This window comes from Microbacterium paludicola (genome assembly GCF_039529675.1).
Classification (GTDB): Bacteria; Actinomycetota; Actinomycetes; order Actinomycetales; family Microbacteriaceae; genus Microbacterium; species Microbacterium paludicola.
The window spans coordinates 216,559-231,121 of the sequence record NZ_BAAANG010000018.1 but is presented as its reverse complement, the minus strand read 5'-3'; the positions used below and the strand labels follow the sequence as shown (position 1 = coordinate 231,121).

At 71.7% G+C, this 14,563-nt stretch carries 13 protein-coding genes; 9 read left to right on the top strand and 4 right to left on the bottom strand.

Annotation, left to right across the window (positions count from 1 at the left end; translation table 11 throughout):
- Positions 1 to 341: 341 nt before the first annotated feature.
- Genes ABD161_RS09410 through ABD161_RS09395 form a run of 4 tightly spaced genes read left to right on the top strand, consistent with a single transcriptional unit; the run spans position 342 to position 3,708 of the window.
- Entirely contained in the window at positions 342 to 1,034 is a 693-nt protein-coding gene (locus ABD161_RS09410) for a phosphocholine cytidylyltransferase family protein (RefSeq protein WP_344001814.1), read from the top strand.
- Between the two features lie 44 nt (positions 1,035 to 1,078).
- Positions 1,079 to 1,990: a hypothetical protein gene (locus tag ABD161_RS09405; RefSeq protein WP_344001812.1), complete on the top strand. Its 912-nt coding sequence runs from the start codon at positions 1,079 to 1,081 to the stop codon at positions 1,988 to 1,990.
- A gap of 39 nt (positions 1,991 to 2,029) precedes the next feature.
- Positions 2,030 to 2,335, top strand: a complete 306-nt coding sequence (locus ABD161_RS09400; RefSeq protein ID WP_344001810.1) for a hypothetical protein — start codon at positions 2,030 to 2,032, stop codon at positions 2,333 to 2,335.
- A gap of 50 nt (positions 2,336 to 2,385) precedes the next feature.
- Complete coding sequence (locus ABD161_RS09395) at positions 2,386 to 3,708, top strand: HNH endonuclease signature motif containing protein (RefSeq protein WP_344001808.1); 1,323 nt, start codon at positions 2,386 to 2,388, stop codon at positions 3,706 to 3,708.
- A 21-nt stretch (positions 3,709 to 3,729) separates the two neighbouring features.
- Here ABD161_RS09395 and ABD161_RS09390 read toward each other — a convergent pair whose 3' ends face one another.
- Positions 3,730 to 4,083 (bottom strand): helix-turn-helix domain-containing protein, encoded by a 354-nt coding sequence (locus ABD161_RS09390; protein WP_167760691.1) that lies wholly within the window; start codon positions 4,081 to 4,083, stop codon positions 3,730 to 3,732.
- Positions 4,084 to 4,157: 74 nt separating this feature from the next.
- Here ABD161_RS09390 and ABD161_RS09385 point away from each other — a divergent pair, with 74 nt between their 5' ends.
- The 5 genes from ABD161_RS09385 to ABD161_RS09365 all read left to right on the top strand — a co-directional run bounded on the left by ABD161_RS09385 (position 4,158) and on the right by ABD161_RS09365 (position 11,192).
- A complete protein-coding gene (locus ABD161_RS09385) occupies positions 4,158 to 4,376 on the top strand; it encodes an SCO4848 family membrane protein (RefSeq protein WP_344001805.1) in 219 nt (72 codons plus the stop codon).
- Positions 4,377 to 4,491: 115 nt separating this feature from the next.
- Positions 4,492 to 5,247, top strand: coding sequence for a hypothetical protein (locus tag ABD161_RS09380; RefSeq protein ID WP_344001803.1), 756 nt, complete (start codon positions 4,492 to 4,494; stop codon positions 5,245 to 5,247).
- Positions 5,244 to 6,830, top strand: a complete 1,587-nt coding sequence (locus tag ABD161_RS09375; RefSeq protein WP_344001801.1) for a DNA polymerase Y family protein — start codon at positions 5,244 to 5,246, stop codon at positions 6,828 to 6,830. The genes ABD161_RS09380 and ABD161_RS09375 overlap by 4 nt, the downstream gene beginning before the upstream one ends.
- A 16-nt stretch (positions 6,831 to 6,846) precedes the next feature.
- Positions 6,847 to 10,251, top strand: coding sequence for an error-prone DNA polymerase (locus tag ABD161_RS09370; RefSeq protein WP_344001799.1), 3,405 nt, complete (start codon positions 6,847 to 6,849; stop codon positions 10,249 to 10,251).
- Positions 10,252 to 10,274: 23 nt separating this feature from the next.
- Positions 10,275 to 11,192, top strand: coding sequence for a 5'-3' exonuclease (locus ABD161_RS09365; protein ID WP_344001797.1), 918 nt, complete (start codon positions 10,275 to 10,277; stop codon positions 11,190 to 11,192).
- A gap of 25 nt (positions 11,193 to 11,217) precedes the next feature.
- On the opposite strand, the gene ABD161_RS09360 is transcribed toward ABD161_RS09365, so the two are convergent.
- Genes ABD161_RS09360 through trpD form a run of 3 tightly spaced genes read right to left on the bottom strand, consistent with a single transcriptional unit; the run spans position 11,218 to position 14,519 of the window.
- Complete coding sequence (locus tag ABD161_RS09360) at positions 11,218 to 12,435, bottom strand: MFS transporter (RefSeq protein ID WP_344001795.1); 1,218 nt, start codon at positions 12,433 to 12,435, stop codon at positions 11,218 to 11,220.
- Entirely contained in the window at positions 12,432 to 13,424 is a 993-nt protein-coding gene (locus ABD161_RS09355) for a PHP domain-containing protein (RefSeq protein WP_344001793.1), read from the bottom strand. Before ABD161_RS09355 ends, ABD161_RS09360 begins: the two co-directional genes overlap by 4 nt.
- A 21-nt stretch (positions 13,425 to 13,445) precedes the next feature.
- A complete protein-coding gene (gene trpD / locus ABD161_RS09350) occupies positions 13,446 to 14,519 on the bottom strand; it encodes an anthranilate phosphoribosyltransferase (RefSeq protein ID WP_344001791.1) in 1,074 nt (357 codons plus the stop codon).
- Positions 14,520 to 14,563 lie beyond the last annotated feature (44 nt).

Below are 14,563 nucleotides of genomic sequence, written 5' to 3'. Positions count from 1 at the left end.
CTTTGGCCGTGGGACGCTTCGCCGGGCGCCTGATCGCGGGACGCTTCGCCGGGGACCCCGCCGAGCCAGGGCGCTGCACGGCCTCGCCGGGAGCGGGCGCGGCACCTCCGCTCGAAGTCGTGCCGGCGTCGTCATCCAATGGCGAAGTGGTCACGGCTTCACCGTAGCAACCGCCACCGACACCTGCCCGGATGTGCCCGTTCCGTGACGTGGTGCACAGAAACGCCGATCAGAGGCCATCTCTGCCGCTTCCCAGGCCACTGTGGCTACCATGGGGGAGCACATCGAGGTGACCGGTCGGTGAACCGATCGCGAACAAAGCACTTCAGGGGGCGCAACAGATGTCTTTCCGAATCGTCATTCTCGCCGCCGGCATGGGCTCGCGGCTCGGTCGCGCGCTTCCGAAGCCGCTCACGGAGCTCAACGACGGCCGCTCCATCATGCAACAGCAGCGCGACAACATCCGTGCCGCCTTCGGTCCCGAGGCCCGCGTCACGACCGTGGTCGGCTACCGCGCCGAGACCATCATCGACGCCTTCCCCGACGCCACGTACGTGCACAACGAGCGCTACGACCAGACCAACACGTCCAAGAGCCTCCTGCGCGCCCTCCAGGCGACGGGCAAGAAGGGCGTGCTCTGGATGAACGGAGACGTGGTCTTCGATCCCCGCGTCCTGGGCCGCGCGATCTCGTACATCGAGCAGGATCTGTCGTTCGTCACGGTCAACACCGCCAAGGTGAGCGACGAAGAGGTCAAGTACACGATCGACGAGGCCGGCCACATCGCCGAGCTCTCCAAGACCGTCGTCGGCGGCATCGGCGAGGCCGTGGGAATCAACTACATCTCCCGCGCCGACAAGCCCGCGTTCATGCGGCACCTCGCGCGCGTCGACGACCAGGACTACTTCGAGCGTGGACTCGAGCTCGCCATCCAGCACGACGGCGTGAAGCTGCTGCCGATGGACATCTCCGACCTCTACGCGGTCGAGATCGACACGGCCGAGGATCTCGTCCACGCCAACGAGTACGTCTGACGGCGTTCAGGCGTCGTTCGCTTTCATCGCTGAGGATCTCGCGCGTGTCCGCCAAGGTCCACAAGATCCACTCGCTTCCTGCCGACGCGCCCTGGAAGGGCGGTCTGCCGCCCGCCGGGCATGAGGACCATCCGTTCCTCGTCCGCGTGCTCGACCGCGTCATCCAGGTCCAGCGGCCCGCGGTCGTCGCGCACATCCGTTCCGTGCGGCTGCGCCATCCGGATGCGACGCCGGATCAGATCGTCCGCATCCTCGAGAATCGCTACCTCGCCGCCGTCACGACGGGCGGCGCGGCGGTGGGCGCGACCGCCGTCGTGCCCGGCTTCGGCACGGCCGTGACGCTCGGCCTGTCGGGAGCCGAGACGGTGGGCTTCCTCGAGGCGACCGCGCTGTATGCGCAGTCGCTCGCCGAGGTGCACGGCATCACGATCGAGTCGCCCGACCGGGCCCGCGCCCTCGTCCTCACGCTCATGATGGGCGATGAGGGAGTGAACCTCGTGCGGCAGCTCGCCAGCCAGGCCTCCGGCAGCGGCAGCCGGTCGGCCTACTGGGGCGAGCTGGTCACCAAATCGCTGCCGCGCGCCACGGTCGGGCCGCTGCTCGACCGGCTGAAGAAGTCGTTCATCCACCGCTTCGCCGCCACGGGCGGAGCGTCGCTGCTCGGCAAGGCGCTGCCCTTCGGCGTGGGAGCCGCGATCGGCGGTGCGGGCAACCACATCCTCGGCCGGCGGGTCGTGGTCGCCTCGCGCAAGGCGTTCGGCGCCCCACCGGCGGTGCTCCCCGCCGAGCTCGAGCCTCTCCCGGGCGCCGAGCGGCTTGAACACAGCGCCATCCGCGGGGTGAAGAAGGTCGGGTCGGCGGTGGGCGGTGTCGTCGGCCGGGTGATCCCCCATCGCTCGTCCACAGGGCCGAAGTCGGTCGAGTCCTCCACGGATCAGGCACCCGACGGCTCCTGACGCCCTGCGGCGTCGCGGGCCGCTCGTAGCGTCACCGGCATGCTGCGAGCGATCGGTCCCACCGAATCCCCTGCCCCCGACGCGCACCGTGTGCCCTGGCACGTGGATCGCGAGGATCCTGCCCATCCCCTGCTGACGAACGAGGGGGCGCAGGCGGCCCAGTACGTGCGCCTCTACGTCGCCGACGGCCGCGAGCCCCCGGACGTCGAGACCTGGGGCCGCCTTCAGCCCGGCGAGTCGCGCGAGCTGTGTCTGTGTGGCTGCGAACTGGACGACACCACCGTGACCGTCGCCTGGTTCCTGCCCGACGACGACCGGGAGTGGGCGTGGTCATTCGTTGTGTGAGCCAGCGCGACACTCGAACGAATGTCCGAGATCGGTGAGACGATGACTGCATGACCAGGACCTCCTTCGCCGAGCGGTGGGATCTCGATCCCGCGCGCCGCGAGGTCCTGTCGACGATCATCGATGGGCTCGCCTCGGCCGAGCGCGTCATCGCGAACGCCGAGGCGGCGAAGGCGATGCTGCTGAAGGCGGCACAGGACAACGGCCTGGAGATCCTCGCCGAGATGGGCGCGCCGTCGGGATGGATCCTGCCGGTGCGGGCGATCGCGGCCGACATCGCGGTCGCCACCAGCGCGTCCGATCGGACGATCCGAGGACGGATGGACGACGCCGCGGTGCTCATCGAGCAGTTCCCCGCCACGTTCACGGCGCTCGTCGACGGGCGCCTCTCTCGCGGGCACGCGACGGCCGTGACGGAGGAGGGGCTGCGGCTGACCGACCCAGGCGCCCGCGGCCGGTACGAGCGGCTCGTCCTGGAGCGCGCGGCGGGACAGTCCCCCGGCCGCCTGCGGGCGATCGCGAAGGCCGTCGCGGAGGAGTGCGAACCGACGACGATCGCCGAGCGCCACGAGGTCGCCTTCGCCGGACGGAAGTCGTGGGTGGAGGCGCGCGAGGACGGCATGGGCGTGTTCTGCCTGCTCACCGGCGCGACGGAAGCGCGGGCGATGCAGAACCGTGCGACGCGCCTCGCGATCACCATCCACCGCGCCAATCGCGCCGATGGCGCGTCTGAGGATGAGCGCACCCTCGACCAGATCCGGGTGGATGTCGTCGCCGACGTGATGCTGACGGGCATCCCCTCCGCGCACGTCGCCGACGAGTCCGGGGGCAACGCCCTGGCGGCGATCCACGCGACGGTGCAGGTCACCATCCCCGCCACCACACTCACGGGCATCGGCGATGACGCGGCGTTCCTCGCCGGGCACGGGCCCATCGACCCCGACACGGCCCGTCGCCTTGCCGGCGGTGCAACGCTGTGGTCTCGGCTGTTCATGGATCCCGACACCGGCTGCCTGCGCACCGTCGACTCCTACGTGCCCACGGCGGCGCAGAAACGCTTCCTGCGCGCACGCGACGAGCACTGCCGGTTCCCCGGATGCCGCCGGCCCGTGATGCGCTGCGACCTCGACCACACGGTCGCGCACTCCGCGGGCGGCCCGACCGCCGTGACCAATCTCGCGGCCCTCTGCCGGGCGCATCATCTGCTCAAGCACTACGGCAACTGGACCGCCCACCACGGCGCCGACGGCACGATCACCTGGCGCAGCCCCACAGGCCGCACGATGCACGACATCCCCGCGCCGGTCGTCCGCTTCGTCCCCTCGGACGGCGTCGATCCGCCACCATGGGACGGTGACCCGCCCGACTTCTAGCGGCGCCGGAGGTCCTGCCGATCAGTAGTCGAGCGCCCCGTTGCCGGCGTAGTAGCGGCGACGGGTCTGCATGTCGCGCGTGCTGTGCCCGTAGGGGCGACGGGTGCCGGGCATGTCCTCCGGCTCAAGGTCTTCGACAAGGTGCGCCAGCGGCACCTCGAGGGCGACCGCGATCTGCATGAGGCTCAGCAGCGTGGGATTTCCGTGGCCTCGCTCGATGCGCTGGAGATGACGCACGTCGAGGTCGGCGCAGTCGGCGAGAGTGGGGCGGCTCAGGCGGGCGCGTCGCCGCAGCGCGGCGATGCGCTCGCCCACCTTCGCTGCCGCCGTGGAATGGGGATCGACCAGACGCGCCGTAGGGGTCGGTTCAGTCATGCGTCTTATGGTGGCGATATTTCACTATGACCAGGTGGGCACCTCTCCCCACATCTCCGCCATAGGCTCGATGGATGACCTCCCTCCTCGCCGCGCTCCTGCTCGGCAACGCCGCCTTCAACGTGCTCGTCTGGCCCACGTTCTATCGACGCGTCTCGCGCGACCCGCGCGCTCGCGACGACGCCGGCCGCCCGACGCGATTCCTGACGGTGCACGCCGTGCTGATCGGCATCGCCCTGCTCCTCGCACTCGGATCGGCGATCGCGGGCATCGCCGCCCTGATCCAGGGCTGATCCGCGCGACCCCACCCTCACATCGCTCATCCGGATCCGGATGTCGGATGTACGAACTAGGGTTCGAAGCAAGATCGACTTCTTCGAACATCGGTTCTACTCTTGAGGGATGGGGATGGCACTTCACGAGACCGCCTCCCGCTGGGGAGCCACGTCAGCACCGGCTGACGCGCAGGCGTCCCCGACGCTTGCAGAGGTGCAGCGCCTGCGGGCCCAGATCACCCGCATGCAGCGCCGCAGCGCACAGGTCGACGCGATGCCGGTGCACGCCGCGCTCGCTCCGCTGTTCCCCGAGGGCGGCCTCCGTCCCGGCTCGGTCTACAGCCTCGACACCTCCACCAGCCTGCTGCTCGCCCTGATGGCGGCGCCGTCCCGCGCCGGCTCCTGGTGCGCCGCGATCGGCATGCCCGAGCTGGCCGCCGAGGCGGCCGAAGGCTACGGCGTCGACCTCGACCGCTTCGCGTTGGTGCCCGACCCTGGCGACCGCTGGCTCGCGGTCGCCTCCGCGGTGGCCGAGGTCTTCCCCGTGGTCGCCGTCCGCCCTCCTCGCGCCGCCCGCGATGCCGACACCGCGCGCATCGGCGCCAAGCTGCGCGACCGCGGTGGGGTGCTGCTCGTGCAGGGGGCCTGGCCCCAGGCAGAGGCGGCGCTGCGCCTGCGCGATCCCGCGTGGACGGGGCTCGGCCAGGGGCACGGGCTCCTCGCCGCGCGCGAGGTGACGGTCACCGCCACCGGACGGCGCTTCCCCGTACCGCGATCCGTCCGCGTGCAGCTTCCCGGGCCGCTCGGGGCTCCCGCGGCGGTCGTCGGCGGCGCCGCCCAGCAGCCGACGTGGCGATCCGTCGGCCGGCTCGAGGCGGTGGCGGGATGACCTCCCCCACCCGCGTCATCGTCCTCTGGCTTCCCGACTGGCCGGTCACAGCCCTCCTGCGCAGCGAAGCGCGCGCCTCGGCGCGCCCCGTCGACGGCGAGGCCGCCGCGGCGGCGGATCCGGGCGATGCGCCGATCGCGATCATGCACGCGAACCGGGTCGTCGCCTGCTCGACCTCCGCGCGGCGCGAAGGCGTGCGCCGCGGACAGCGCCGCCGCGACGCCCAGGGCGCCTGTCCCCGGCTGCGGCTCGTGCCCGCCGATCCGGCACGGGATGAGCGCGCGTTCAGCCCCGTCCTGACCCGGCTCGAGCAGCTCGCCCCCGGCGTGCAGCCGCTGCGCCCCGGGCTGTGCGCGATCCGCGCCCGCGGCCCGGCACGCTTCTACGGCGGCGAGGAGCAGGCGGCGAGCGCCCTGCTCGACGAGCTGGCCGCCTGCGGCATCCCCGACGCGCGTGCGGGCGTGGCCGACGGCCTGTTCACGGCCGAGCAGGCGGCGCGCCTGATGAGCCCGGCGTCCATCCGGATCGTGCCCAGGGGCGCGTCCGCGGCATTCCTGTCTCCCCTCACGATCGCGGCGCTGAACGACGACGATCTCGTCGCGCTGCTCGCCCGCCTGGGAGTGCAGACCCTCGGCGAGTTCGCCGCACTCGACATCGCCGCGGTGCGCGACCGCCTCGGCGACCACGGTGCCCGCCTTCACGCACTCGCCGGCGGATCCGATTCGCGTCCCGTGGTGCCGCGGGTCCCGCCCCCCGAGCTCGCACGCGAGGTGGAGTTCGAATCCCCGCTCGAGCTCGCCGAGCAGGTGGCGTTCGCCGTGCGCACCACCGCCGACGACGTCATCACCGGGCTCGACGACGCCGGGCTGGTGTGCACCGAGGTGCGGATCACTCTGCTCGATGACCGCGGCGGTCGCAGCGAGCGGGTGTGGCTGCATCCCACCTGCTTCGACGCCTCCGCGCTCGTCGACCGCGTGCGCTGGCAGCTGCAGGCGACGCTCGAGGGCGAGTCCGGCGCGTTCGGCGGCGAGAACGGGGGCGTCACCCTCGTCCGCATCGAGCCGGAAGCCGTCGACGACACCGCGCACCATCAGCCCGCCCTGCTCGGGCAGGGTCCGGACGAGCGGCTGCACCACGCGATGTCGCGCGTGCAGGCGATGCTCGGCCACCGCGGGGTCGTCACCCCGCTGCTCGCGGGCGGCCGCTGGCTCGGCGAACGCGAACGGCGCGTGCCCTGGGGCGATGCCGAACGTCCCACCCACCCCCGCGATCTGCCGTGGCCGGGCAGCCTTCCCCAGCCGCTGCCGAGCGAGGTCTACCGCCCTCTCCGGCCCGCCGCCGTCGCGGCGTCCGACGGCTCCCCCGTCGCGGTGGACGAGCGCGGCGGGATGTCGGCTCCCCCCGCCCTCCTCGACGGGCGTCGGGTCGCCGCGTGGGCAGGACCGTGGCCCGTGATCGAGCGGCAGTGGGATCCGGCCAGGGCGCGGCGCGCCCACCGGTTCCAGATGGTCGACGCGGATCAGACGGCCTGGCTGCTTGTGCTCGAGGACGAGCGCTGGTGGATCGAAGGGCGGTACACGTGAACGGGCGGGCCGGCTGATGGGCTGGCAGAATCCCCCGATCTCGTGGTCCGAGCTCGAGCGCGCGCTCAGCGGACGTCGCCCCGAGGCCCGGCCCGCCGGGGCGGAGGGCGGCGACAGTCCCGCGTGGAGCCGGAAGCGGGGCGCCTACGAGGCGCCACCCATCCGGCGCCCCGACGATGCCGTCCCCTATGCCGAGCTGCACGCCCACTCGTCGTTCTCGTTCCTCGACGGGGCGTCCTCCCCCGAGGAGCTCGTCGAGGAGGCCGAGCGCCTCGGCCTGCACGCCCTCGCCCTGACCGACCACGACGGCTTCTACGGCCTTGTGCGCTTCGCCGAGGCTGCGGAGGAGACCGCGGTGAAGACCGTGTTCGGCGCCGAGCTGTCACTGGGGCTGCCGTCCCCGCAGAACGGCGTCGCCGATCCGGAGGGCGAGCATCTCCTGGTGCTCGCCCGCGGCGAGGAGGGCTACCGCCGCCTTGCCCGTGCGCTCACCCACGGGCAGCTGCGCGGGGCCGAGAAGGGCCGCCCGTTCTACGACCTCGACGAGCTCGCCCAGCAGTCAGACGGCCACTGGGCGATCCTGACCGGATGCCGGAAGGGCATGGTGCGTCAGGCTCTCGCCCGGGGCGAGGATCCGGCCGGTCCCCTCGATCGCCTTGTCGATCTGTTCGGCCACGGGAACGTGCAGGTCGAGCTGACCGACCACGGCGATCCGCTCGACTCGCGCCGCAACGACGTGCTCGCAGCCCTCGCCGCCGAGCGCGGGCTGCCGGTGATCGCCACGAACAACGCGCACTACTCCTCCCCCGAGAAGGCGCGCCTGGCGTCCGCCGTCGCCGCGGTGCGCGCGACCCGCAGCATGGCCGACCTCGACGGATGGCTACCGTCGCACGGCTCGGCGCATCTGCGCTCCGGTGCCGAGATGGCGGCCCGGTTCGCCCGCTACCCCGGCGCCGTCTCCCGCACCGTGGAGCTCGCCGACGAGCTCGCCTTCCCGCTGCGCCGCATGAAGCCCGCACTGCCGAAGCAGGAGGTCCCCGACGGCCACACCCCGATGTCCTGGCTGCGGAAGCTCGTGTGGGACGCCGTCCCGCGCCTGTATCCCGAGCTGGGCGACGACGACCGTGCCCGCATCGAGAAGGAGCTCGCGGTCATCGAGCAGAAGGACTTCCCCGGCTACTTCCTCATCGTCCACGACATCGTCGCCGAGGCACGGCGCCGCGGCATCCTCTGCCAGGGACGCGGATCGGCCGCGAACAGCGCCGTCTGCTATCTGCTCGGCATCACCGCGGTCGACGCCATCGCGTACGCCCTGCCGTTCGAGCGGTTCCTGTCGACGATGCGCGACGAGGAGCCCGACATCGACGTCGACTTCGACTCCGACCGGCGCGAGGAGATCATCCAGTGGGTCTACGAGCGCTACGGGCGCGAGAACGCCGCCCAGGTCGCGAACGTCATCCAGTACCGACCGAAGAACGCGGTGCGCGACATGGCCCGCGCGCTCGGTTTCTCGCCGGGCCAGCAGGATGCCTGGTCGAAGCAGGTGGAGGGCTGGGGCGCCGGCCTCGAGACGGGGCCGGATCACGACATCCCGGATCAGGTGATCGCGTACGCCTCCGAGCTGCTGAAGGCGCCGCGGCACCTTGGCATCCATTCGGGAGGCATGGTGCTCACCGAGCGTCCGGTCGGCGAGGTGGTGCCGATCGAGCACGCCCGCATGCCGGGCCGCACGGTGATCCAGTGGGACAAGGACGACGCCGCCTGGATGGGCCTGGTCAAGTTCGACCTGCTGGGGCTCGGCATGCTCGCCGCGCTGCAGCACTGCTTCGACCTGATCCGCGACGCCACGGGTGAGGAGTGGACGCTCGCGACGCTGCCGAAGGAGGAGGCCGCGGTCTACGACATGCTGTGCCGGGCCGATTCGATCGGGGTGTTCCAGGTCGAGTCGCGTGCGCAGATGGGGCTGCTGCCGAGGCTTCAGCCCCGCAGGTTCTACGACCTTGTGATCCAGATCGCGCTGATCCGGCCGGGGCCCATCCAGGGCGGTGCCGTTCACCCGTTCGTGCGCCGCAAGATGGGCGCCGAGAAGGTGACGTACGACCACCCGAAGCTCGAGCCGGTGCTCGCGCGGACGCTGGGCATCCCGGTGTTCCAGGAGCAGCTGATGCAGATGGCGATGGCCGTCGGCGAGTGCTCGGGCGAGGACGCCGATCTGCTGCGCCGCGCGATGGGGTCCAAGCGCGGCAAGGAGAAGATCGACAAGCTGCGCGAGAAGCTCTACGCCGGGATGGCGCGCAACGGCATCACGGGCGACCTCGCCGACGGCATCTACGCACGCATCCAGGCGTTCGCGAACTTCGGCTTCGCCGAGTCGCACTCGCTGTCGTTCGCGCTGCTCGTCTACGCGTCGTCGTGGATCAAGCTTCACTATCCCGCCGCGTTCCTCGCCGGACTCCTGCGCGCGCAGCCCATGGGGTTCTACTCCCCCGCCTCGCTCACCGCCGACGCCCGGCGCCACGGCGTCGAGGTGCGCCGGCCCAACCTCAACCGCTCGGGCGCGACCGAGGTGCTCGAGCCCGTGGCCGACAGATCCGCGGGCGTCACGGGTCGCGACGAATGCCTAGTGCGGGTGCACCCGGCACCGGGCGAGTTCGATCGGGAGGCGCCCGACGAGTCGGCCGCCCACCGCCGCGACGGCGCGTTCGCCGTGCGGCTGGGGCTCGCCGCGGTGACCGGGATCGGCGCGGACACCGCCGAGCGGATCGTCGCCGAGCGCACGCGGGGCGGCCCGTACCGCGACCTTCACGAGCTGGTGCGGCGCACGGGCATCACGCAGAAGCACCTCGAGGCCCTCGCGACCGCCGGCGCGTTCGAGTGCCTCGGCCTATCACGGCGCGAGGCGATCTGGCTTGCCGGATCCGCCGCCCAGGATCGCCCCGAGTTCCTGCCCCACACCGTGACGCCGCTCGGCGCGGAGGGGGTGCAGCCCCCGCTGTTCGCCGATCCGACCAGCTACGAGCAGCTCGCCGCCGACCTGTGGGCGACCGGCGTCTCGACCACGGATCATCCGCTCACCCACTTCCGCGAGGCGCTCGACGCCCGCGGCGTGCTGCCGTCCGCGCTCCTGCGCTCGCATGAGACGGGCCGCCGCATCGAGGTCGCGGGGCTCGTCACCCACCGCCAGCGACCGGCGACCGCCTCGGGCGTGACCTTCCTCAACCTCGAGGACGAGCACGGCCTGGTGAACGTCATCTGCTCGGTCGGCGTCTGGAACCGCTACCGCCGCGTTGTGCGCGACAGCCCCGCGCTCATCGCCCGCGGCATCCTCGAGCGCTCCCCCGAGGGCGTCACCAACATCGTCGCCGATGCCTTCGAAGACCTCCGCGTCGGCGTCAAGCACGCCGCCCGCGACTTCCACTGACCCGATCTGGGACACTGAACCTCGTGACCTCGCGCCTGATGCTGCTCGACACCGCCAGCCTCTACTTCCGGGCCTTCTACGGCGTCCCCGACACCGTGCGATCCGCCGACGGCACGCCCGTGAACGCGGTGCGCGGGCTGCTCGACATCATCGCGAAGCTCGTGACCACCTACGAGCCGTCGCACATCGTCGCCTGCTGGGACGACGACTGGCGCCCGCAGTGGCGCGTCGACCTCATCCCCTCGTACAAGTCGCATCGGGTGGTCGAGGTCGTCGCAGGCGGGCCGGATGTCGAGGAGGTCCCGGATCCCCTCGAGGTGCAGGTGCCGATCATCCGCGAGGCGCTCGCGACACTCGGCATCGCCACCGTGGGCGCCGCCCAGCACGAGGCCGACGACGTGATCGGGACGCTGGCCACACGCGCCACGCAGCCTGTCGACATCGTCACCGGTGACCGCGATCTGTTCCAGCTGATCGACGACGCCCGCGACATCCGGGTGATCTATACCGCTCGCGGAATGAGCAACCTCCAGACCATCACCGACGAGGTCGTCTTCGCCAAGTACGGCGTCCACGCCGCTCAGTACGCCGACTTCGCGACACTGCGCGGCGACACCTCGGACGGCCTTCCCGGCGTCAAGGGCGTGGGCGAGAAGACCGCCGCGACACTGCTCGCCGCGCACGGCGACCTCGCCGGCATCCGCGCGGCCGTGGAGCGGGGCGAGGGGATGTCGGCCGCCGTGCGCGCCAAGTTCGCGGCGGCATCCGACTATCTCGACGTGGCACCCAAGGTCGTCGCCGTCGCCTCCGACCTCGACCTGGGCGAGTTCGACGCGACGCTCCCCCGTCCGGACGAGACCGCCATCGCCCGGGCCACCGAGTTCGCCGGGCGCTGGAGCCTCGGCACCTCGATGGACCGCGTCCTCGCCGCGCTCGCCTGATCCTCGACCCGACCTCCCTGCAGCTTCAGCGACGCACGCGCGCCACGGCGGTGAGCAGGCACGCGCCGAAGCCCACGGTGAGCGCGACGATGACGGTCTGCGGAAGATCCCACGTCCCCGTCGCATCGTGCAGCGCGCCGATCACAGGCGCGCTCGCTGCACCGACGACATAGGCTCCGCCCTGCACCACGGCCGACATCGTCGCGGTCTCGGCGCTCGTCCTCGAGACGGCGACCATCACGGTGAAGATCACGACGAATCCGCCCGAGTGGGCGATGCCCCCGAGCACGACCCACAGCACGAACAGGTGCGGGGCGAGCAGCATCCCGCCGGCGAACCCCAGCCAGCAGATCACGATCAGCGCCGCCGGCACCGCCAGGGGCAGCCGTCGCGCGAGCACGGGGACGACGAAGGGACCGAGGATGGCGACGCCCTGGAACAGCGAGGCGAGGGCGCCCGCCACCGCCGCATCGGCGCCGATCAGGTCGCCGAGCATCGCCGGCAGCCACGTCGACATGCCGTAGTAGGCCGCCGACTGGCAGCCGAAGGCCGCCAGCAGCAGCCAGACCACCGGCTGACGCAGGACGCCGCGCGTCTGAGGGGCGACGACCGGCACCGTCGCGGTCGTCAGCGGCGTCTCGCCGAGCATCCTCTCGTCCCAGCGCACGCCCGGCAGCCGGTCGCGCCATAGGTGAAGCGCCCACAGCAGAATGCCCAGCACCGTCAGCGCGATCCACAGCAGCAGCGCGAGTCGCCATCCGGTGGCCTGGGCGATGGACGCGGTGGCGAGCGTAGTGACCAGCGAGCCGACGTTCAGGGCCGCGGCGTACGCGGCTGTCACGCCGGAGACCTGCGCCGCGGGCACGTCGCGCCCGATGATCACCGGGATGACGACGTTGCCGATCGTGATGCCAGCGCCGATGACGAGCATCCCGACGAGCATCCAACCGAAGCCCGGCAGCGCGCGGATCAGCGTGCCCACCGCCACCGCGACAAGGCACACCATCAGCGCGATCTCGGCCCCGGCACGACGGATGACCAGCACCGCCACCGGCGTCAGCGCCGCGAACATGAGCACGGGGAAGGTCGTCAGCAGCGACGCCGTCGCGCCGTCCAAGCTGTAATCGCCCGCGATGTCGCGCAGCACGGGCGTGACCGCCAGGATGGGCCCGCGCAGGCTCAGCGCGGCGACCAGCACCCCGGCGATCACCAACCACGGGAAGACCCTCCGCGCGGACGTCACGCGCCCCATGCCCAGGCCTGAAGCCTCCCGAGCGGCCAGGTGGTGATGATGCGCTCCGCCGGCACGCCGAGCCGCTCGGCGCGCTCGGCTCCGTGATCCAAGAGCGACAGCTGCCCCGGCGCGTGGGCGTCGCTGTCGATGGAGAACAGACATCCGATCTCCATCGCCAGCAGGATCAGCTCGTCCGGCGGATCCTCGCGCTCCGGACGCGAGTTGATCTCGACGGCGACGCCGTGCTCCGCGCACGCCTCGAACACCGCCCGCGCATCGAACTCGGACGGCGGGCGCGTGCCGCGCGACCCGGTCACCAGCCGGCCCGTGATGTGCCCGAGGACGGTCACGCGCGGGTTCGATACGGCAGCGACGAGGCGCCGCGTCATCGAGGCCGCCTCCATCCGCAGCTCGGAATGCGCCGAGGCGACCACGATGTCGAGCTCGTCAAGCAGCTCGGGCTCCTGGTCGAGTCCGCCGTCGCTCAGGATGTCGACCTCGATGCCGCTGAGCAGCGTGAACCGCTCGTCCCGGAATCCGGCCACCACCTCGAGCTGGGCGCGCAGGCGCTCGGGCGAGAGCCCGCGAGCGACCTTCAGCCGGGGCGAGTGATCCGTCAGCGCGAGGTACTCGTGCCCGAGCCCGCGAGCGGCGGCCACCATCTGGTCGATGGGCGTGGTCCCGTCGGACCACTCGCTGTGGGAGTGAAGGTCGCCGCGCAGCTGACCCCGCAGCTCGGACCGGCGCACATCGCCGAGGCGCTCGCGCAGATCGCTGAGGTAGTCGGGCACGTCGCCGGCGAGGGCCTGCTCGATCACGGCGAACGTCGATGCGCCGATCCCCTTCGCACGGCGCAGGCGATCCGGATCCTTCCGCGTCGCCTCGTCGAGACCGGCGACCGTCGCCGCCGCCGTGCGGAAGGCCTTGGCCTTGAACTTCGATGCACGCTCCCGCTCGAGCAGGAATGCGATCTCGTTCAGCGCCTCGATCGGATCCATGCGCGAACCGCCTTCCTCCGCTCAGGCCGAGGGCTGCTGCGTGCTCAGCTCCTGCGACGCCGCGATCCACGTGTCGAGCTTCTCCGTGGCGCGGCCGTCGTCGACCGCGGCCGCCGCCTCGCCCAGCGCCTCGACGAGCCGCTCGACCATTCCGCGCTGCATCTGCGTCGGGTCCTGCGACAGCCTGAACGCGACGATTCCCGCGGCCGCGTTGAGCAGCACGATGTCGCGCACCGGGCCCTGCTCCCCCTCCAGGGTGCGGCGCAGGACTCCCGCGTTGTGTTCGGGCGATCCGCCCAGCAGATCCTCGAGCTGCGCGGTCGGCAGGCCCAGGTCACGCGGATGGATGTCGAACTCGTGGACGTCGCCGCGAGAGATCTCCCAGATCCGGCTGTAGCCGGTGGTGGTCAGCTCGTCGAGGCCATCCTCGCCTCGGAAGACCAGCGCCGTCGCGCCGCGGGTGCGGAACACGCCCGTGATGAGCGGAACCACATCCGGGTTCGCGACGCCGACCGCATTCGCCTCCGCACGCGCGGGGTTCACAAGCGGACCGAGGAAGTTGAACACCGTGGGCACGCCGAGCTCCGCGCGCGTGGGACCGGCGTGACGGAACCCCGGGTGGAACGCCGCGGCCCACGCGAACGTGATCCCGGCGCGATCGAGAACGCCGGCGACGGCCTCGGGCGGCAGGCGGAGGTCGATGCCGAGCGCGCTCAGGACATCCGACGATCCCGACTGCGAGCTCGCCGCCTTGTTCCCGTGCTTGACCACGGGGATCCCGGTCGCGGCGATCACGATCGATGCCGTCGACGAGATGTTCACGGTCCCGACGCGGTCGCCGCCCGTGCCCACGATGTCGAGCACGTTGGGGTCGACATCCAGCGGCACTGCCGCTTCCAGGATCGCGTCGCGGAACCCGATGATCTCCTCGACCGACTCGCCTTTGGCGCGCAGCGCGAGCAGGAATCCGCCCAGTTGAGCGGGCGTCGCGCGGCCCTCCATGACCTGGCGCATCGCCCACGTGGCCTCCGACACGCTGAGGTTCGTGCGCGAGAGCACGGTCGTGAGCACATCCGGCCAGGTCGGTTCCGCCATACGAGCGATCCTACTCAGGCGGATTCACGGGGTTCTCACGCGGG

What these genes read in the sequence shown, in the direction of transcription:
- ABD161_RS09410 (WP_344001814.1), top strand. Translation starts at nt 342, where the DNA reads ATGTCTTTCCGAATCGTCATTCTCGCCGCCGGCATGGGCTCGCGGCTC.
- ABD161_RS09400 (WP_344001810.1), top strand. Translation starts at nt 2,030, where the DNA reads ATGCTGCGAGCGATCGGTCCCACCGAATCCCCTGCCCCCGACGCGCAC.
- ABD161_RS09395 (WP_344001808.1), top strand. Translation starts at nt 2,386, where the DNA reads ATGACCAGGACCTCCTTCGCCGAGCGGTGGGATCTCGATCCCGCGCGC.
- ABD161_RS09390 (WP_167760691.1), bottom strand. Translation starts at nt 4,083, where the DNA reads ATGACTGAACCGACCCCTACGGCGCGTCTGGTCGATCCCCATTCCACG.
- ABD161_RS09385 (WP_344001805.1), top strand. Translation starts at nt 4,158, where the DNA reads ATGACCTCCCTCCTCGCCGCGCTCCTGCTCGGCAACGCCGCCTTCAAC.
- ABD161_RS09380 (WP_344001803.1), top strand. Translation starts at nt 4,492, where the DNA reads ATGGCACTTCACGAGACCGCCTCCCGCTGGGGAGCCACGTCAGCACCG.
- ABD161_RS09375 (WP_344001801.1), top strand. Translation starts at nt 5,244, where the DNA reads ATGACCTCCCCCACCCGCGTCATCGTCCTCTGGCTTCCCGACTGGCCG.
- ABD161_RS09370 (WP_344001799.1), top strand. Translation starts at nt 6,847, where the DNA reads ATGGGCTGGCAGAATCCCCCGATCTCGTGGTCCGAGCTCGAGCGCGCG.
- ABD161_RS09355 (WP_344001793.1), bottom strand. Translation starts at nt 13,424, where the DNA reads ATGGATCCGATCGAGGCGCTGAACGAGATCGCATTCCTGCTCGAGCGG.
- trpD (WP_344001791.1), bottom strand. Translation starts at nt 14,519, where the DNA reads ATGGCGGAACCGACCTGGCCGGATGTGCTCACGACCGTGCTCTCGCGC.